This is a genomic window from Alteribacter keqinensis, assembly GCF_003710255.1.
GTDB lineage: Bacteria > Bacillota > Bacilli > Bacillales > Salisediminibacteriaceae > Alteribacter > Alteribacter keqinensis.
In genome coordinates, this window is the sequence record NZ_RHIB01000002.1 from 268829 (window position 1) to 287327 (window position 18499).

The window sequence follows — 18499 nt, forward strand, 5'->3', positions numbered from 1 at the left end:
GCATGTTACCTCATTTTTATCTTCAAAGTGATTTTTATAAAAAAACCATTGTCCGCCATACTTTGTCCCCCTTTTTTACATAGAATGTTCACCGCTGTATGTGTATTGTTATCCTTCCAGGAGAAAATTCCTATAAAGTTTTGCACATATCTTCACATCAAAAAGAAAAACCAGAAGCTCTCGGCTTCTGGTTTTTCGTAAATCCTATTTCCCTCCGTTGTTCCCTTTACCTTTTCCCGGATTGCCTGCGTGATCAGGTTTCCCCGGTTGTCCTGCGTGTGGTGGTGGTCCCGGCTGGCCGGCATGTGGTGGTGCATTGCCGTTACCAGGTCCTCCTGGCTGTTCCTCGTCTTCTTCATCCGGAACGTCTCCTCCGACACGAACGACGACTGCCGTTAGTGCATCAATCGTAATTTGAGCGGAAGTGAGTTCAAATCCGGATGGATCAGAAACCCCGGAAATATTGGCTTCGTTTCCGTCAACAATTACTGTACCATCCGTAATGTCTTCTTCAAGAGTAAGGGTACGTTCTTTATCATCTGCGTTCACAAATACATAGTACGTGCCTGTATCGTCAGTGGACTCGGCTTTGTACCCGATAACCAGGTCCGTATCCTGGATTTCAGGTGCATCAATGAATGACACCTGGTTGTCGATGTCTTCCATCGTTCCCAGACGGAAGGCATCTGTTGACCGGCGAAGCTCAATCAATCCGGTCGTGTACTCACGAGTAAGGTTATTGATTGGATACGCCTCAGCGTCCATTGCTTTCGTCCAGTCAAACTTGTTGATGGCATCCGTTGAATCATACGAATCGTGGATAAAGTACGGATACACGAATGGATTTCCGTTTTCATCCGTCATATACGTTGACTTGTACGGTGCTTCGTCTGTTTCAGCTCTGAACTGCTTCGTACGGCCAAACTCCTGTCCTGCGTGGAGGAAAGCCGTTCCCTGCGCAGTGAGAACCATTGTATTTCCCAATCGAATGCGCTTATGAATTTCTTCCTGATGGTACTCAGGATCTTTCTTAATCGATTGTGCAATTACATCGTGCAGCGTTAAGTTATCATGTGCAGCGATGTAAGGCACCACATCACCAGGATTTGTTGCTGTAAAGTTATGCGGGTTTGCAGTCAGGTTGTCATAAATCTGCTGAATGCTCCGAGCACCGCCTGTAATAAAGCGCGGCTGTCCTTCACTTCCGAATCCGGACTTGAGTTCGTTTCGAAAGTCGTCAGAGAATGAACCAACGCTTTCTGTGTGCTGCATCCAATCCTGGTCTGCAGGCATCACGTCGCCGCCGTTTTCATCTCCTACAAACGTTCTCCAGCCTTCCCCGATCATCACAGTGTTCGGGTTAATTTCTTTTGCTTTATCGTAAGCAATCTGAATGCTTTCTGCATCATGGTCACCCATCATGTCGAAACGGAACCCGTCCACCTTAAACTCTTCTGTCCAGTACGTAATGGAATCCACCAGAATGCGGCGGGCCATTTCGTGTGTCGTGCCGAGACGTCCCCCGCCGAAACTTGTGCGCGGCGTACCGTCTGCATCCATAAAATGATAGTAATTTGGAACAAGATCTTCGAAGATTTTAACCTGGGCAGTGTGGTTGTAGACGACATCGAGAACTACTCCCATACCGCGGTTATGAATCTCGTCGATCAGGTTCTTCAATTCTTTGATACGAAGTTCCGCGTCCTCAGGGTTTTCAGAGTACATACCCGTTGGTGAAAAATAACTGTGAGGATCATAACCCCAGTTATAGTTGTTGCCCGTTGAAGAATACTCGAGCATTCTTTCGGCATTCGCCAGCTCGTCTCCCCAGAAATAACTCATCACCGGCAGGAGCTGAACGTGCGTGACACCCAGGTCTTCAATATAGTCCAGACGCTCCACAAACGCTGCGAACGTACCGAACTGTGCTTCCAATTCCTCGTCAATCGTTGGATCGGATGTGAAATCGCGAACGTGAATTTCATAGATGATCGCATCTTCACGCTTTTCAAAACCTTCGATATCGGCAAAATCAAGCTCTGGTCCGAGAGCGGAAGGATCCACGATCGCCGCTTTTCCGATTTCATTTCTTTCATCCAGGTTGTTCCACGCTGCCATGGATTTGGCATAAGGGTCGAAAGCAAGCTTTGTCTCCCCATCCCGCTCGATCGCGTAGTGGTAGTAGAATCCGGTTAGATCAGATTTGCCTGTGTTGGTCTCATCGAGTGTGACTTCCCACACACCGCGGTCACCATAGGCCATGTCAATGCCGTCTGCCACGACTTCATACTGATCATCACGGTCATACACTATCACACTGACGTTGTCTGCATTCGGTGACCACAGCTTGAGTGCTGCCGTGCCGTCCTCATGCAGTTTCGCACCAAGTTCACCGTCATACGCGTACATTTCGTCAATCAAACGCCATCCTGCTGATGCCTGAACGGTACGGTCGTTAAATGTAACAGCGAACGGTGCCTGGTCAATGTCAAAGCTGCCGTGAATCAACACTTTTGTTTCACTTTCAATTGTGACCCTGTCAAAGGTAACGTCGTTTCCGTCTTTATCCACGATTGAGATCGCTTCCGCCAGTTCTTCTTCATCAAGCCACAAGGTTGAAGTAAATGTGAGCTCAATTCGTTCACTGCTCAGAAGCTCCCCGGAAACAAGGCCTTCGAGTTGTTGAAAGTAAGGGTTTGTGTACACAGTCTCATCCCCTTCCCGAATAAACAGCTGCTCATTGTCTGCGAGCTGGTCAAAGCTCATATCACCTGTTTGATCTCCGTTTTCACGATTTACAACCAGGAAGTTGATTTGTTGTGCCGCTTCTTTAAGTTCGAGATCAACGTAAGCTCCGTATTTTCCTACTTGATCGTTGGAGAATGGAGTTGCACCATCAGGCCATCCATCAGATGGTTCAGCGACGTCTCCCCACGTCCACAAGCCCCACGGTTCATAATCGCTGTTTACACGCTCATAATTGATACGAACCGTATCTTCCGGCAGATCAACCGGCTCATAAAGCCAGACACGGTCCGTGCCTTCTTTAATCCAGACTTCATCCATATCAGGGGACAGGATGTTCACATGCTTGTCGTCGCCGTCTTTCTCCCCGTTTTCCCGGTTCACCACAAGGAATCCGATTTGTTCAGCGTCTTCCTGAAGCTCAACATCAACATAGGCACCAAAGTCGGTCACTTGAGCCGCGCTGAATGAAGCCCCGTCGGCTGTTTCAAATGGTGTTGCTCCTGATGGCCAGTTTTCAGAAGGGTTAGCCACGTCATCCCAAGTCCACAGTCCCCAGTTTTCATAGTTATTGTCTGAACGCTCGTAGTGAATTCTTAGTGTGTCACCCTCCACAGGATCAACTGTCCCGTCTCCTTCACCTACAAACGATCCGCCTTCCACTGTTAAAAGAACGGTACCACCGCTGCTCATGGCTGGAAGTTCGATTGTAACCTGACCATCTGTCACGTCATACTCTTCCCCGCTGTAAGCGTCCGTTACAATCGCCTCGGATGAATCGACTTCCAGCGTAACAGTCTGAGCTTCTTCTGATGTGTTCAGACCTACATACACTTCTTCATCCTGATAGCTTCTTTCAAACAAAAGGAAACCATCTTCATTCGAGCCGGCAAGCGTACTTCTGTCACCGCGGGCAAAAATAACCGAATGCTCGCCCCGGAAAGAAAGAAGCTTCTGATAGTGCTCAAGAATAGCGTTATCCTCTACCTGATCCCACGCCATATCGTAGCGGTTGTCATAGAACGGATAGTTATCGTCACCGCTCAGACCAAGCTCTTCACCATAGTAGATGACGGGCTGACCTTTTGCCGTAATCTGAAGACCCGCTGCAACTTTCAGCTTTCCTTCATCACCACCGACCATTTCAAGAAACCCTGCTTCATCGTGGCTTCCAAGAAACTGTCCGAGTGTGGCTGCGTTATCAAGCTTGGAGTTCCGGGCTTCAAGGCGGCTGTTCGCCTGCTCAAGATTCCCGTTGGCAAAGTCTCTTGCCGTGTACTTAAAACCAAAATCGAGGAGTGAATCCATCGTGCCAGTTCTCAAATAACCATGGTCTCTGTCTTGGTCAGCTCCCCAAGACTCACCAATCATTTTAAATTCAGGCATTTCACGGGTAAGTTCGTTCTTAAACGCCATCCACGTTGTATCTTCCACATGTTTTACTGTATCTACACGGAAGTAATCGATCGTGTTTCCGGCTGCGGTACGAGATTTTTCAATCCAATTTGTCTGCCATTCGATAATCTGCTCACGTACTTCAGGATCTTCCGTAATGAAATCAGGCAGCCCTGCAAGTTCTCCTGTGACTTCATCTCCTCCAACATCGTCTCCCTGACGAAGCATGTCACTGAAGAATGCACGCTCATCATCTGTCGGATAACCTTCCGGACGTTCACCTTCAGGAAGTTCTCCGTCAATTTCCTTTAACCCATAGCCGGTGTGATTAAGCACCACATCAACCATAATCTTCATGCCACGCTCAGCACTTTCGTCAATGAGCTCGTGAAAGTCTTCCATCGAACCGAAGTGCGGATTGAGCTTGGTGAAGTCGCTCGCCCAATAGCCGTGGTAGCCGAAGTAAGGCTGATCTTCAATGTCATCGTCCGGGTTGAATCGAACGTCATACTTAATGTTTTCTACAATCGGGCTGATCCAGATTGTGTTGATTCCAAGGTCATCAAGGTAATCGAGCTGCTCAGTAATACCTTTGAAATCTCCGCCCTGGTACGTTCCCCGCTTGTCTGTATCGTAACCCATGCCATATGGATCGTTATTACTTTCATCACCGTCAAAGAAACGGTCTGTCAGCATGAAGTAAATCATTGCTTCATCCCAGTCAAAATCGTGATCACCGACAAACTGACGGGTTTTCACTTCAAGTTCGGCGGTTCCATTGTGACGGGTCCCATACTCGTCCACTGCCGTAAGTGAAATTTCTTTTGTACCCGCTGTCACATCGTGGGCAACAGACAGTGTAATTTCGTTCAGCTCAAGGTCAATAGCGAGGCGCTCCGGTCCGCCAAGAGCTGTCGTGTCTGCGTATAACTCTCTGATCGACGCATCACTCTCTACATTTACTGAAAGAACTGCATTTTCGTTGTAATCAACGGCGCCAGGCTCAACAGCACCTGAAACCTCAACGTTTGCTGCGGAATTTTTCACAACCGACTTGCCATCCACAGTATTGTATGGATCCGTTACTTCTGTTGTTTCTCCGTCTTTCGTTACGAGGTAGGTGTATTCGTGTTCACCTTCCGGAAGGCTTTCATAGGTGTAGACAAATCTTTCGTTTTTCGATTCGTATTCGAGCTCATAGGTTTCACCGAGAATGCTGAGCTCGACTTTTTCGATCGTATCCATCTCATCAGCTAAGTAAAGAGCCGGATCGCGGTAAAAAAACGTTGCTGTGCCGTCATCAACAACCGGTCCGGAAACAGTCGGTACAGTATGGAATTCTGTTTCCCCCTGTTTGATATGTACCTTGGTTACAGGGTCCTGATGATTGATCCGGATATGACGATCCATTTCCTGACCGTTTGGCTCACGGTCACTCCAGTCGTTTTTTCTTACAATAAATCCTATTTCTCTCGTATTCTGCGCTACTCCTATATAAGCAGTAGCTGAGTTCTCCCCAAACCCGGTAAAATCAATATTGTTATCTTGAACCCCGGTATTCCAGACCCAGACATCCCAGTCGTCAAAAATACCGTCTTCTCTTTCATAAGTAAGCTTTACAGTTCTGTTACCATTGTCCTCTGTTGCTTCTTCTGCACCGGCTTGTGAAGCCGGAACAAAAAACGGCAGCATGCTCATGAGCATAACCCATACCATGAACATGGACGAATAACGTTTCGTTTTTCTTCTCATCCCTTTAATCCCCTCCGTTGTGTAATAGAAACGCTCGATTAATCCTCCTTTCTTACTTCCACAAGTAAATGAAAGCGTTTTCACAAAAGCTTAAAAAATTAAGTTGGTCCAGAAACAGGTTTTAATATTTTCTGTGCAAACGTTTTCACTTTTAAATTATACAATGAATATTCTGATAAATCATGGGAGATTGTGTGTGATTATGGAAGTGATTTTATTTTCACCCTAATACTAAAGTCCTGGCCAGTGCCATGTAGGTCCATACTTTTTCTTTATTGAGGATTTGAGTTAAGGTTTGCCGTATTTGTGTGGATTTATCTCGCCCGAATGTTAATTTATGCCTGTTTTTTATTAAGATAACCAGATCCGCATCCATTTTACTGGAAATCACACCTTCACTCCAGTAAACGATCCAACATATACACTCTCCCTTTTTTCTCTCCTACCCTCTTCACCTCTAAATCGTCCATCATTTTCGCTACGACCTCTCTTGAATTTATCCCGAGAAAAGCCCTCAACTGTCTGTTTGTTGAACGACTTCCAAAGAGTAAAGCATATTCACGAAAAGCCTCGACATGTGCATCATCAGAATACTTTTTACACACAGGACATATCCAAACCCCATATCCCCTCTTCATCCCAGGCTTCGAACATTCCGGGCAGCAGACGCCGGTAATGATATCAGCCCGCTCAATTTTATAATGTTCCAGAACATCCTTATCATAAGTCTCGTTTTTGGCAAGAACCTGCTGTGCTATTTTATCATTAACTCATTATTCAGGAGTACATCCTCCTTAGTTTTGTCTAATTCCAGAAGCTTTGTATTAATTTGTTCTACATGAATCACCTTTTCCAATGCATCTTTGTATGTAGAGGGAGCTTTTATTATCGTGGTGGGATTGCTGATGGTAATAAAATAGCGGAGGGGGATTGAAGGATAATGATGTTGACGGAGCCAGAAATTGAGGTGTTGCATCTGACGTTTTACCTGAGTTATAGGGTCTTTAATGCCTTTTTGCTTACCTTCTTTTGTCTGAATCAGCTCATTGAATTCCGGCTTAAATTCTATCGTGCCGGCATAGTTTTTTGCTTCAATTATGGTTATGAATTTTGGCGTAATGAAAAGGGTATCCACCTGAAAGTGTCGTTCCAGCTGGCCGGTCAGTCGCAAGTCCTGTAAAACAACACAATCAGTCTCATTAATAATGTAGTCCAGTTGATAATCGAGGGCTTTTTCACCTCGATATCCCGACTTTTTCAATGAGTGATCTTCGCTGACTTTGGCCAACTGTTTGTGAAAATGAGGTAGCCTTCTTTTCAATGCAGTCAGCTTTAAAAGCCAGACAGACTGCTTGCGATGTTTGAGTATCATACGGGGAATCACTCCTTAATGTGGATTGGGTATAATACTAGATTAGCAAATAATAAATGTAGGATTTCGAGTCGAAATGGCCGTTTTTGAGGTTTTGTGTAAAGTTATGCGGGCTTTCTGTAAAGTTATGACCGGCGATTATTAATTTATGCCTGTTTTTTGTTAAGATAACCAGATCCGCATCCAGTTCTCTGGAAACCCCCTCTATACACACCTATAAACCTTCTATAAAATGTGAAAGGAGGATGTGATTATACATGTTAAAAAAAATATGGATGAAGTCTACTGTTGCAGCCGTCACCACACTGCTGCTGGCTGTTGGAATGATTACGTTCTTACTTATTCCTCCCCATACCCAGCTGCTCGAGAGCTTCATCCTTCTTTTGTTCGTTTTATCCGCTGCCTTTATCGGAATCCTTCTTTTCGGACTCACCGTATCACTGCTGAGCGACATCGTTACAGGGAAGCTCGCCGGTGCGCCACGGGTCATCGCCTCCCTTCTCATACATACATTGGCCGGATACCTGGTTACGGCCACACTCGGCTTCATCGTTGCCACCGTCGTTGCAGTCGTTTTCTTTATCTGCGACGAAGTTATGAAGCTACTAATCAGAAAAGACATCGTTCATTTTTAGACCTGTTTACGCCCCCCTCTTCATGACGAAACTGTTTGTAGGACGTTTCCATGAACGGGGGCAAAACGATGCGCTTTTATCTCCTCACCGTTGTTGTGATCACCTCGCTGATTACCTCTTTCAGCATATTATACGAACTTGACCGGGCAACTGCCGGGATGGCTTCGATTTATAAAAACGAAGTGTCTTTCACCTTTCTTTTTGACCGGGAAAGTTCCTTCTACTACTCTTATTCGTTAACTTCCAACTTTGAAAGAAAACTCGTTCATTTCCTTGTTTACGGCGTTATCGCTCTGTTTCTGTCTGCGATTGTTCCGGTAAAAAGACGGTGGATTGCTGCGGTTATGGCGGTCATGACAACTTCCACGATCGGAATGGTTGATGAAATTCACCAGCATTTTCTCGCGGGCCGCTCGGGAAGAGTGCTGGATGTACTCATTAACAGTTTAGGCAGCTTTACCTTTGTGTGTTTTCAGGGACTGCTCACGAAAAAGCCCCCGAAAGACAGGAGTCTTCCGGAGGCTGAAAAGCATTAACGCTTTTTGTGGATAGCTATGGCCGTGACAAGGTCGTAGATGGCGAGGCCAACTGACTTGAAAACCGTTAATTTCTCTTTTTCAGAGGTGAAGCGTCTGCTGTTTTGAATCAGGTCTTCAAGAGTAAAGATGTGTCCATTTGTGATTCCAAGCTCCCTGGCCTGAATCAGTTCACCGCATTCCTTGAGGGCCATCAGGTTGTCTACGTACACATCGTTGACCTGCTTGAACACACAGTCAGGGATTTCCTGCATAAAAGGGCGGAAGGATCCACAGCCGACGATGTGCTTACCGGAGAGATCATCTTCACTCAGTTCAGGAAGAACAGGCGTTTTGCTGCTTGTAGCGGTAACGATGATCTCGGATTGCTTCATAAGGTCATGAGTTTCGGCGTAATCCACGTCTAATTCGGGAAACGCGCGGTTTACTTTTTCAGTAAAACGATCTACGCTTTCTTTTTTCCGGCTGTAAACGAGAACGCGCTTGATCGGGCGCACAGCACATGCGGCCTGGAGATGGCTGAAGGCCTGCACGCCTGATCCCACAATGCCGATGGTCGAGGCGGTGTCGCTGGCCAGGTACTTCATGCTGATTCCGCCGAGGGCCCCTGTGCGGAGGGCGGTGATTTCCTGAGCATCCATAAGAGCGAGGGGCTCAAGAGTTTCACGGTTGCACAGAAGCATCTGGGCGTGAATCGTATCCTTGCCAAGGGACGGGTTGTTCGGGGCAACGCCGACCATTTTTATACCATAATAATTTTCAAAGAAGGACGGCATCAACAGGATGGTGTTGTCACCGTCTCCTTCGTGCATCCGTTCCGGAATAACGACGCTTTCCTGGTTTCCGTTCAAATAGAAGTCTTCGATCGCTTCGATGACCTCGTGCATGGTAATGAGTTCGGTGATCTGGCTGTGATCGATCATGTGCATGGTAAAACCTCCGTTAAAACGATTTATCTTTATTATGGCAGAGATCACCTTCACACAGGAGGTGTTTTTTTAGGTTATGTGATGGTTTGATTGTTTAAAAAGTAAAAAGTGCATGCGATAGAAAAGGAATTCAATCAATAACCAAGCTTTATTCTGTCAATAATGGAATTTTTTCTGCCTAAAAAGCAGTTTATTCTATCGAAAATCCTATTTATTCTTTCAAAAGAAAAAAGTACTTGCGAGAGAGAAGATATTCTGTCAAAACCCATCTTTATTCTGTCGATAATGGTATTTTATCTGCCTAAAAAGCAGTTTATTCTATCAAAAATGCAATTTATTCTTTCAAAAGAAAAAAGTATTTGCGAGAGAGAAGATATTCTGTCAAAACCCATCTTTATTCTGTCAATAATGGAATTTTATGCCTAAAAAGCAGTTTATTCTATCGAAAATCCCGTTTATTCTGCCAATAGTAAATCGAGTACTCTAGAAGATACAATCAAATAGTCATCCATTTTTTAGATATTACGTCCGTTCCCACCATTGGGATATCTTCACTTTGAGCCAGGCCATACTCGTGCCGAACACTCCTCCAGCCGAATCGAGAATCACATCCTCCACGAGACCGGACCGTGACGGGATAAATGTCTGGCGGTATTCGTCGAGGGCGGCGTAGGCCACGACGAAGAGCATGGCCAAAACGAATGTGACGATCGTACGCCCGTTGAGTCGGTGGATTGCGAGAAACAGGAAGAATCCGAGCAGCCCGAATAGTGTAAAGTGAGCGGTTTTGCGAATTAGAAAAGTGAGGAAGCTTTCCACTCCCCTGGCCTCGATACTGACTACTGTGCCGGCATAGGTGAATTCGATTCTGTTTAATATGTTGACCAGCTGGTTGTAGGAGGTGTGATTTCTTATGACCTCTACGATGGCGTCACTTTTTAACAGGGCAAGAACGGCAAGCGCGAAGGCGAATAAAATGCCGGTATAGATAAGTGATTTGAGCCCTTTTTTAACCTGGGAATCGGTTGACCGGAATAAGCGGAAAAAGACTGCGGCTGTTAAAAGGCCGAGTATAGCGGCAGCTCCGAGGGCAAGGTAGGGCCTGGCTGCTGCTGCGGCCGCCCCCCGCTCAACCACGCGGTCAGCCTTGTCCATTACCCATATAATGCTGTCCTTCAAAAAACCCCGGTCCGTTATCCGGTCAACGACAGGGCTGATATCCTGCTGATCGGAGGATTGGGATGAAGCGGTGAAAATGATGGCCATTATAATAAAGATGGGTAGGATGTTAAAGAAGATGTACCTGCTTTTTTTCATGATGAACTCCTCGATTTTGATTATCCTATTATAACATTTGCAGGGTCTTACCATAATCATCTACAAATCTATGTATATAGAACTAGCTACATATATGACATCGTATTTATTTTTAGTTAAATACAGCTTAAACAAAGGATTTCAGGGTATCTATAGTCAATAATAGACCTATGATAATCATGAGTCATAAGATTGGCGCAGGTTTGTAGTCTATTCCGGTTATCTCTAGTGCTGGCCTACGTATGAAAAAGGATAGGAGGTTTTGATGATGAAAACAATGTGGCACGAATTCTCTGTTGACTATTATTTACACCTGTACAATCATTGCAGCGAGGATAATCACAAGAAACGAAGTGAACTCATTAAAAAAGCAGCTTTTCATCAAGACAAACTATTGAAGATTATGATGGCGAAACATACCGGTTCTGTTGATAAAAGTGAACAACCCAAAGTTGAATGCAATATGACTCGTTAAAGGTGCTGCAGAGGGTGACATCCTCTGTGGTTTTTTTGTGAGGCGAATCCTTATGCGTAGCTCTCCTCTTTTTCATCCTGAAATTCCAGCAGACCATCCACCACTTCTTCCGTATCTTCCAACCCCGGACCGATATCTGCTTCAAGGATGTAGTCAATAAATGCTTTGGGATTACTAAAGACCGGACACTCCTGGTTAAAACGTCCATGCCAAACCGACTGAGCGTTCGTTAATATGACGACAGGAGTTACCTTTATGGAGGTATGACCTTTTGATTTCAAAAGCCTCCGGAGTTGAGTTGCATGATATTGGGACTGGGCAGCAGGACTGTCCACGTATGTTTTCTTTTTTACTTTTCCTCGGCTAACTATTGGATACCAAAGCCACTTGTGCTTTGAGTAAGGATAAAACCTCCCGGTGATATTTTTCGTTTCAATGGCATAGACTGTACTTTTTCCAAAGAGGATATGGTCGATCTGAGTGCCTCGTCCGTTAGCAGTGGAAATGGTGAGATCATTTATAAGCAGATAGTCATCTGAAAGGTTTTTTGTAATATGTTCTGTTACACTCATTTCTCCTGCCATGCCTTTTCTTACGGCCTTAATTGAAGGATATTTCTCGTGAAGTCTGAACATACGTTTTTTAAAAGGGGATTTGATTTTTTCAACCCCAATTAAATAACCAATTCCCGCTCCAAGAAGTGTCCCGATTGGGAAAATAAAGATCAGAATAATCGTACCGGCTAAAGCTCCTATCCATATGGTTCTATGTATTTCGTGTTTACGGACTTCGAGACTTTTTTTCTGGGCAAACTGAATCGTCCGCACTTCCTTATCATACTGTTTCACCTGATCCTCTAAATCGGAAGAGGATTTTTTTACTGTAGCCACTTCAACACCGCCTTCCACTTTTATAAATTAGGTATATTATACCATTATCCGCTGGTGAGGAGGATTTATATGGAAACAACATTCATTAAAATTGCGGGGTGCCAGGTGACGGTTCCGCACATCGTTTCGATGGTGGAAAGAGACCTGCATGTGCGGACCATGACAGGCAGGACACGGGAAAAAGTTCGGGAAACTGAGGTGGATCTTGTTGTTTTTCCGGAGCTTTCTACGATCTCTTATTCCAAAGACACGTTTGCTCACTTGCAGGAACTTGCGGAGGAGCTTGACGGACCCTCGTTCAAGCGATTCTCCTGGCTGGCCAAAGAGCTTGGTGCGTTTGTCTGTTACGGCATGCCGCTGAAAGAAAACGGGAGAATTTTTATCGCACAGGTTGTGCTGGACAGTGGTGGTGACTATGTGGCCCATTACAACAAAATTCATCTCGCACAGTTTGGTTCGTCCCTTGAGAAGCAGTACTTTTCCCGGGGTGACCGGCTCGTTTCATTTACGATTGACGGGTTTTCGTTTGGGTTGATGATCTGCTACGACATGCGGTTTCCGGAGCTTACGAGAAAGTACGCATTGGAAAAAGAAGTTGACTGCCTCCTTCACCCGGTCGCCTTTTACAAGGACCAGTCCTACCCGAGCTGGCACCACTTCGTTCATACCAGAGCCCTAGAGAATCAGGTTTACATGCTCAGCCTGAACCAGGCCGGGGAAAAGTACGGAAGATCTGTCTTTTGCCCGCCGTGGGTTGATTACAACACCGAGGCGGCTATTTTTTCGGAGAATGAAGAAGTGAAGGTGTTTGAGCTGTCAAAAGAGGCAATTCGAAAGAGCCGGGACGAATACCGGCTGAGGGAGGATCGGTTTTTTTAAAGGTAAAGAGGGTTGTCCAAGGTTTTGGAGAACCCTCTTTTTAGTCCAATGGCACCGCTTCGATAATATAGCGGTCCGGTGCGGGGCCAATAAAGCTGAACGGATAGCACGTTGAAATGGTGAGGATTTCAGTGTCAATTGTGCTGTCTATGACGGTCCGGTCATCAGCGTCCACAATATAGGTATCTGTAATTTCATACCTGAATTCTCCGTAGGGAAGGACCACTTCCACTATATCTCCGAGCTCAAGCTTGCCGAGATTGCGAAACACACTGTCCCGGTGTCCCGATAACAACGTTTGTTTTCCTTCACCAGAAAGGGCGGTTGCCTGGTGATGGCCGACACCCCGGGCAAGCTCGTCTTCATGAGTCCCGTGAATGATGGGAAGGTCCTGGTCGAGCATCGAGAACGAGACCAATCCGATCGTATCTCCAACGGTAAAGTCTAAGCGCACCTTTTTTCCGCTCATGCTCTTTAGCAAACTTCTGTTCCAATTTTGCCAGTCTTGTCTGAAAAGGACGTAAAACTCTCTGCCTCCCATAAAAGTAACCGATGAATCCACCCAGACCAGCAAGTACGTTTACCAGAAAAAGAGTTGTGCCTCCTGCGAAACCACATAGGAAGTAACATTCCTTTTTACGATGGACAAGGCTCTTTTTCATAGCAAATTCCACCGTGCGCTTTTCTGTCTCATACAGTACCTGATCCTCAGAATAGGGACCAGAGTTGGACTGATAGTCCATCGCCTTCACCTCGATTACATATTAAGGAAATTAGCATAACAACATCAAGGGATTGTCGGTCATTCTCACTTTCACACATCCTATGTCGCAATTTGAATTGTTAAATAAACGTTTAATTAAACACCCGCAAGATGACATGAATATTCTTTAATCGACAGAACTTCCCTCAATCCATCAACACAAAAACCCGCCACTGCTCAAGTGACAGGCTTTTTCTATGATTCTTCACTCTACTTTTCTGCAGTGACTTCATGTGCTCTGTCTTTATAACACACACCGAAGAGTGCGAGAAACAATCCCAGCAGAAACATAAATCCTCCTGCACTAACCAATCCCGAATGATTATAAAAAATGTCTGTTAAAAAGATGATGGCAATCAACCCGGTAAACATCAATGATAAGGTTCCATAAACCCGGTGAACGTTCTCCCCCCGGAGCAATGTAACAAGCGGATACGCGAGTCCCACAAGCCCCGCCAGCGCATACGCCCCAAGTCCTAGAACCAGCAATACACACATGGATACAATCGATACAGCCAATCCCGCAGCCAGTGCCCGTTTCCCAATATTCATCTCCATGCCCCCTCTTATATGTGCACTTGTCTTATCCTATTCATCATTTCTAAAAACAAGTACAAGAAAAGGTGCCAGGCACTGTGTGAAATGATAAACACAGTGCCTGGCACCTAAAGAAGGCTGCGTTATGGTAAAATTTATAGTACGAACGTGAGAGGGGCGTGGGGCTGTTGAAGCGATTGGTACTTTTGGGATTGGCAGGCATCATCATTTTATCCGGCTGTGTGAGCACGGAAACAAATGATGCTGTCGACGAAAATGAGGAAACAGAAGCTGGACAAGAAGATGACGTAATAGTTGAAGAACCTGAAGATGAAGAAGATACCCCTGTTAATGAGCCCGAACCTGCAGAAGAAGAAGGCGACGGAGAAAATGAGCCGCCTGAAACTGACTCCAACCCTGAAGAAGATATCGTATCTGACGAGGAACAAGAAACGCTGCATGTACCGGAGGGGGCTGAACCTTACCTTTATGAAAATGACGAATTCGGTTTTTCGCTCGAATTTCCTGCAGCGTGGAGAGGTCTCATTTCGATTCAGCAAAGCGACGATGCACCTGATGCGGTGCGATCGTTCATCATCAATTACACACCAGATAACCAGTTCTCCCATTTCTTTTTCTCTATCGATGTCCTGCCGGGAGAGTATGGCGAGGAGTACCTCGAGGACACGCCGTGGGTGTATATAGCCTCCTCAGAAGAATACATATTTTCCTACAATATCGCTTCGGAGCCGAGTGATGACTTGCTAGAACCGGAGAACGAAGACAAACTGATTCAGCTTCAGACGATGATAAATGAAGAACTTCCCCATGTCATCGAGACGTTTGAAGTGAAATAAACATTATATAAAGCCGGCTCACCTCTGCGAAGGGCCGGCGTTTTTATTTGGAAACTTTGTCTGGCATGCTGCACTTTAGCTTTTGGATGAATAAATTGGATTTTTGATAGAATTAATGACATTTTTGATTGAATAAAATGCATTATCGATAGAATTTAATTGGTATTTGATAGAATTTATCTTCTCCCGCCACTCTTTTGAACCGGCGATATTGACAGAACTACATTTATTTATTTAATTCCTAAATACGCCCCTCCAACACAAATATGCCAGGATCTGTGTACAGTACTGCTCACAGATCCTGGCACCAGAAAAAATCTCTACAAAAAAGTCCTACGTTTTCGACAAAATCCGGGTGGTGACAGGCACCGCTTAAACGAATCTCTGGACGATTGCATCAAACTTCAATTGTTCCGTACTGTCCACGCGGTAATCGGCTTTGCCGAGAGATTCCTCAGAACCGACGCCTACTGCGAACATACCGGCTGCTTTCAGCGCCTCGATACCGGCGTGAGCGTCCTCCACTCCGACGCAGCTCCCGTAGTCTGCCCCAAAGTGATCAGCCGCGACAGTGAACGTCTCCGGATCGGGCTTGCCTTTCGTTACCTTCCCGGCATCGACGATGTAATCGAAGTATCCGTTCAGCTCAAGCTTCTCAATGATCGCAGGGGCATTGCGGCTTGCCGAACCGATCGCCATCGGAATGCCGGCTGCCTTCACGTCTTTAAGAAGGTCTTCGATCCCCGGCAGGATATCCTTAGGTGAGATTCCTTCGATCAGCTGCTTGTAGTGATCGTTCTTCTTCGCGCATAATGCGGCTTTTTCTTCCTCGCTCAGCCCGAGGTCCCGATCGCCAAGAGCAAGAATACGCTCCAGGGACTCCTCCCGGCTCACGCCTTTGAGCTGCTCGTTAAAGTCGCGGCCAAACGAAATGCCGAGCTCCTCGCCTAGTGCCTTCCACGCCTGAAAATGGTATTCGGCAGTGTCTGTAATGACACCGTCAAGATCAAAAATAAACGCCTTAATGGTTGAACTCATCCCAATCTGCCTCCAGTAAAAGGGGGACAGCGCCCCCTTCCAAAGTTAAATTTCCTCTGTTACTGCTTCTTGTTCCGTAAGCGAAACGTCATTGTTTCCGTGCTTAATGGTCAAGGCGGCTCCGGACTTCAACGTGTACGTGACACGCGCTTTTTCCAGTGTCACACTGATCACCCGACCCTGATACTGGATCGAAAACGCCAGCCGGTTCCATTGTTCAGGGAGCGTTGGGGAAAACGAGATTCCGCTTTCTTTTACCCGAAGGCCTGCAAATCCGTAGACGATGGCCAGCCACGTGCCTCCCATGTTCGCCATGTGCAGGCCGTCCTTCGTGTTACCGTGGGTGTTATCCAGGTCGAGACGTGCCGTTTTGTTGAAATAGTTGTACGCTTTTTCATCGTAACCGAGCTTCGATGCCATGATGCTGAACACGCAATAGGACAGGGACGAATCGTGCGTCGTCACCTTTTCGTAGTAATCGTACGAACGTCTCACAACATCCTCGTCCTCTTCCCCGAGCAGGAAGTGGGCAAGGATCGTATCCGCCTGCTTGCACACCTGATAGCGGTACAGGGTGAGCGGATGATAGTTTAATAATAACGGAAATTTCTCCTTAGGTGTATTCTCAAGATCCCACACTTTTTTCTGCAGGAACGTGTCATCCTGGGCATGAATGCCGAGCTCCTCGTCGTATGGAAGGTACATCGTCTCAGCTGCTTCCGCCCACTCTGCCGCTTCGCCTGCCGTAACGCCGCACCCGGCCGCGTCACCGGCCAGCTCATACGCCTTCACCGCCCACACGAGATTGTTCTTCGCCATAGCGTTCGTGTAGTAGTTGTTGTTCACGATACATGTGTACTCGTCAGGCCCCGTCACATCATCGATCCGGAACTGCCCGTTGTAAAAATGACCCGTATCCAGCCAGAGCCGCGCCGTCTCAAACAGCACCTCCGCACCATACTCACGCAAAAACGCCTCGTCCTTCGTCACCAGATAGTACTGAATGTAGCTGTAGGCAATGTCAGCGCTGATGTGATACTGCGCCGTGCCTGCCGGGAAAAAGGCGGAGCACTCCGTACCGGTGATCGTGCGCCAGGGGAAGAGAGCGCCCTTCGTATGACCTACCTCCCGCGCCCTTTCTTTAGCTGCGTCCAGCAGGGAGTAGCGATGAAGCAAAAGATTCTTTGCGAGGTCCGGGTTGCTCATGAGAAATACCGGGAACATATAGATCTCCGTGTCCCAGAAGTAATGCCCTTCATATCCCTCACCCGAGAGCCCTTTGGCAGCAATGTTACTCACAGAATCCTTACCGGCAGACTGAAGAAGATGGAACAGGTTGAAGCGGATCCCTTCCTGAAGATCGCTGTCACCGTCGATTTGGATGTCCGTTGTGCTCCAGAAGCTGTCCAAGTAGTCTTTTTGCTCAGCGAGAAGGTCGTCGAAGGACTGGTCCGAGACTTCGGTGAGCAGTTCCGCTCCATTTTCAGCTGTCCGGTCGCCGTGACGGAGGGTGTCGGTGTAGATGCTCTTTTTCGTAAACTGAACTGCGCTTTCGAGAGAAGCGGTGTACGTCTCTTTTACCTCGCCTTGGGCTACTTCTGCTTCAGGCTCGGTTTGGTCTGCAAGTTGAGTTGTTGAAGTGCAGGCGACCTTTAAACCAGATTCGTATGTCTCGTTTTGTACAATGCTTGTGCAGTTTTCGTGCTTTGCGTCGAGGACATTCAGACGCTTTGCATGGCCGGACGCCACCCGCGGATCGTTCGGGTCGACAAAGTTGGTCACATCTCCGTTTACAGTAGTGATGATTTTGACTTCCTTCACGTCGTTTAAGGCTTCAATTCTATAGTCGATGGCGAAGAGTTCCTTGGTTACGAAAGAGGTAAGACGTCGGATATGAAGGCGCACTTCTTTTCCTTTTGGTGATCTCCAGTCCACTATACGCTCGGAAAACCCACGGTCAAAGTGAAGACTCTGTTCGTAGTTGAGGACTTCTCCATCGAACAGTGAAAAACGCTCGCCGTCCAGGTACAGTTCCACTGTCTGGGCATCGATGACGTTCAGCAGCTTCTGTTGGGTTTCAGGGAATCCGTGGAGTTTTTCTCCGTATTCAATGCCTGTTTCATCGTGGAACGCATTGATGTACGTACCGCGGATCGATGTCATTCCTTCGCCGTATCCTTCTTCAAAATTGCCGCGGACCCCGATGTAGCCGTTCCCGATCGCGAACAGGCTTTCGTTGGTGAGCAGTTCTTCGTTGTTTATCGCAGTTCTCGTTAGCTTCCAAGTCAATGCAAACACTCCTTGTGCTCGAATGGTGCCCGGTTCTTTGTGCCGGTGCCTGTCACCACCCGATATTTGTCGAATTTGTAGGTCTTTATT

Annotated in this window: 14 protein-coding genes; 5 read left to right on the forward strand and 9 right to left on the reverse strand. The window is 46.6% G+C overall.

Annotated features, from left to right (window positions below; all coding sequences use genetic code 11):
• Window positions 1–204: 204 nt before the first annotated feature.
• Both EBO34_RS12835 and EBO34_RS12845 read right to left on the reverse strand, forming a co-directional pair.
• On the reverse strand, window positions 205–5892 hold the full coding sequence (locus EBO34_RS12835; protein ID WP_122899165.1) for a pullulanase: 5688 nt from the start codon (window positions 5890–5892) through the stop codon (window positions 205–207).
• 754 nt (window positions 5893–6646) lie between these two features.
• On the reverse strand, window positions 6647–7264 hold the full coding sequence (locus tag EBO34_RS12845) for a nuclease-related domain-containing protein (RefSeq protein WP_122899170.1): 618 nt from the start codon (window positions 7262–7264) through the stop codon (window positions 6647–6649).
• Window positions 7265–7521: 257 nt separating this feature from the next.
• Here EBO34_RS12845 and EBO34_RS12850 point away from each other — a divergent pair, with 257 nt between their 5' ends.
• Window positions 7522–7899 (forward strand): hypothetical protein, encoded by a 378-nt coding sequence (locus tag EBO34_RS12850; RefSeq protein WP_122899172.1) that lies wholly within the window; start codon window positions 7522–7524, stop codon window positions 7897–7899.
• 68 nt (window positions 7900–7967) lie between these two features.
• Window positions 7968–8435: a VanZ family protein gene (locus tag EBO34_RS12855; RefSeq protein ID WP_183163864.1), complete on the forward strand. Its 468-nt coding sequence runs from the start codon at window positions 7968–7970 to the stop codon at window positions 8433–8435.
• Here the strand turns inward: EBO34_RS12855 and EBO34_RS12860 are convergent.
• Both EBO34_RS12860 and EBO34_RS12870 read right to left on the reverse strand, forming a co-directional pair.
• Entirely contained in the window at window positions 8432–9364 is a 933-nt protein-coding gene (locus EBO34_RS12860) for an ornithine cyclodeaminase family protein (protein ID WP_122899176.1), read from the reverse strand. The two genes, EBO34_RS12855 and EBO34_RS12860, sit on opposite strands and share 4 nt — an antisense overlap.
• A gap of 522 nt (window positions 9365–9886) precedes the next feature.
• Window positions 9887–10681: a VanZ family protein gene (locus EBO34_RS12870; protein WP_183163865.1), complete on the reverse strand. Its 795-nt coding sequence runs from the start codon at window positions 10679–10681 to the stop codon at window positions 9887–9889.
• A 265-nt stretch (window positions 10682–10946) separates the two neighbouring features.
• Between EBO34_RS12870 and EBO34_RS12875 the strand changes: the two genes are divergently transcribed.
• Entirely contained in the window at window positions 10947–11156 is a 210-nt protein-coding gene (locus EBO34_RS12875) for a hypothetical protein (RefSeq protein WP_183163866.1), read from the forward strand.
• Between the two features lie 50 nt (window positions 11157–11206).
• On the opposite strand, the gene EBO34_RS12880 is transcribed toward EBO34_RS12875, so the two are convergent.
• The gene (locus EBO34_RS12880; RefSeq protein ID WP_122899185.1) at window positions 11207–12046 is read right to left on the reverse strand and encodes a nuclease-related domain-containing protein; all 840 of its coding nucleotides are present in this window, start codon (window positions 12044–12046) and stop codon (window positions 11207–11209) included.
• Between the two features lie 69 nt (window positions 12047–12115).
• Here EBO34_RS12880 and EBO34_RS12885 point away from each other — a divergent pair, with 69 nt between their 5' ends.
• Window positions 12116–12925, forward strand: coding sequence for a carbon-nitrogen hydrolase family protein (locus EBO34_RS12885; RefSeq protein ID WP_122899186.1), 810 nt, complete (start codon window positions 12116–12118; stop codon window positions 12923–12925).
• A 40-nt stretch (window positions 12926–12965) separates the two neighbouring features.
• On the opposite strand, the gene EBO34_RS12890 is transcribed toward EBO34_RS12885, so the two are convergent.
• Window positions 12966–13379: a class D sortase gene (locus EBO34_RS12890; RefSeq protein WP_249414088.1), complete on the reverse strand. Its 414-nt coding sequence runs from the start codon at window positions 13377–13379 to the stop codon at window positions 12966–12968.
• A 519-nt stretch (window positions 13380–13898) separates the two neighbouring features.
• Window positions 13899–14240: a hypothetical protein gene (locus tag EBO34_RS12895; RefSeq protein ID WP_122899188.1), complete on the reverse strand. Its 342-nt coding sequence runs from the start codon at window positions 14238–14240 to the stop codon at window positions 13899–13901.
• A 173-nt stretch (window positions 14241–14413) separates the two neighbouring features.
• Between EBO34_RS12895 and EBO34_RS12900 the strand changes: the two genes are divergently transcribed.
• Window positions 14414–15082, forward strand: coding sequence for a hypothetical protein (locus tag EBO34_RS12900; protein WP_122899190.1), 669 nt, complete (start codon window positions 14414–14416; stop codon window positions 15080–15082).
• 372 nt (window positions 15083–15454) lie between these two features.
• On the opposite strand, the gene pgmB is transcribed toward EBO34_RS12900, so the two are convergent.
• Both pgmB and EBO34_RS12910 read right to left on the reverse strand, forming a co-directional pair.
• Entirely contained in the window at window positions 15455–16120 is a 666-nt protein-coding gene (gene pgmB / locus EBO34_RS12905) for a beta-phosphoglucomutase (protein ID WP_122899192.1), read from the reverse strand.
• Window positions 16121–16165: 45 nt separating this feature from the next.
• On the reverse strand, window positions 16166–18409 hold the full coding sequence (locus EBO34_RS12910; RefSeq protein WP_122899194.1) for a glycoside hydrolase family 65 protein: 2244 nt from the start codon (window positions 18407–18409) through the stop codon (window positions 16166–16168).
• Between the last annotated feature and the right edge of the window lie 90 nt (window positions 18410–18499).

What these genes read in the sequence shown, in the direction of transcription:
- EBO34_RS12895 (WP_122899188.1), bottom strand. Translation starts at nt 14,240, where the DNA reads ATGAATATTGGGAAACGGGCACTGGCTGCGGGATTGGCTGTATCGATT.
- EBO34_RS12875 (WP_183163866.1), top strand. Translation starts at nt 10,947, where the DNA reads ATGATGAAAACAATGTGGCACGAATTCTCTGTTGACTATTATTTACAC.
- EBO34_RS12850 (WP_122899172.1), top strand. Translation starts at nt 7,522, where the DNA reads ATGTTAAAAAAAATATGGATGAAGTCTACTGTTGCAGCCGTCACCACA.
- EBO34_RS12860 (WP_122899176.1), bottom strand. Translation starts at nt 9,364, where the DNA reads ATGCACATGATCGATCACAGCCAGATCACCGAACTCATTACCATGCAC.
- EBO34_RS12855 (WP_183163864.1), top strand. Translation starts at nt 7,968, where the DNA reads ATGCGCTTTTATCTCCTCACCGTTGTTGTGATCACCTCGCTGATTACC.
- EBO34_RS12845 (WP_122899170.1), bottom strand. Translation starts at nt 7,264, where the DNA reads ATGATACTCAAACATCGCAAGCAGTCTGTCTGGCTTTTAAAGCTGACT.
- EBO34_RS12885 (WP_122899186.1), top strand. Translation starts at nt 12,116, where the DNA reads ATGGAAACAACATTCATTAAAATTGCGGGGTGCCAGGTGACGGTTCCG.
- EBO34_RS12870 (WP_183163865.1), bottom strand. Translation starts at nt 10,681, where the DNA reads ATGAAAAAAAGCAGGTACATCTTCTTTAACATCCTACCCATCTTTATT.
- EBO34_RS12835 (WP_122899165.1), bottom strand. Translation starts at nt 5,892, where the DNA reads ATGAGAAGAAAAACGAAACGTTATTCGTCCATGTTCATGGTATGGGTT.
- pgmB (WP_122899192.1), bottom strand. Translation starts at nt 16,120, where the DNA reads ATGAGTTCAACCATTAAGGCGTTTATTTTTGATCTTGACGGTGTCATT.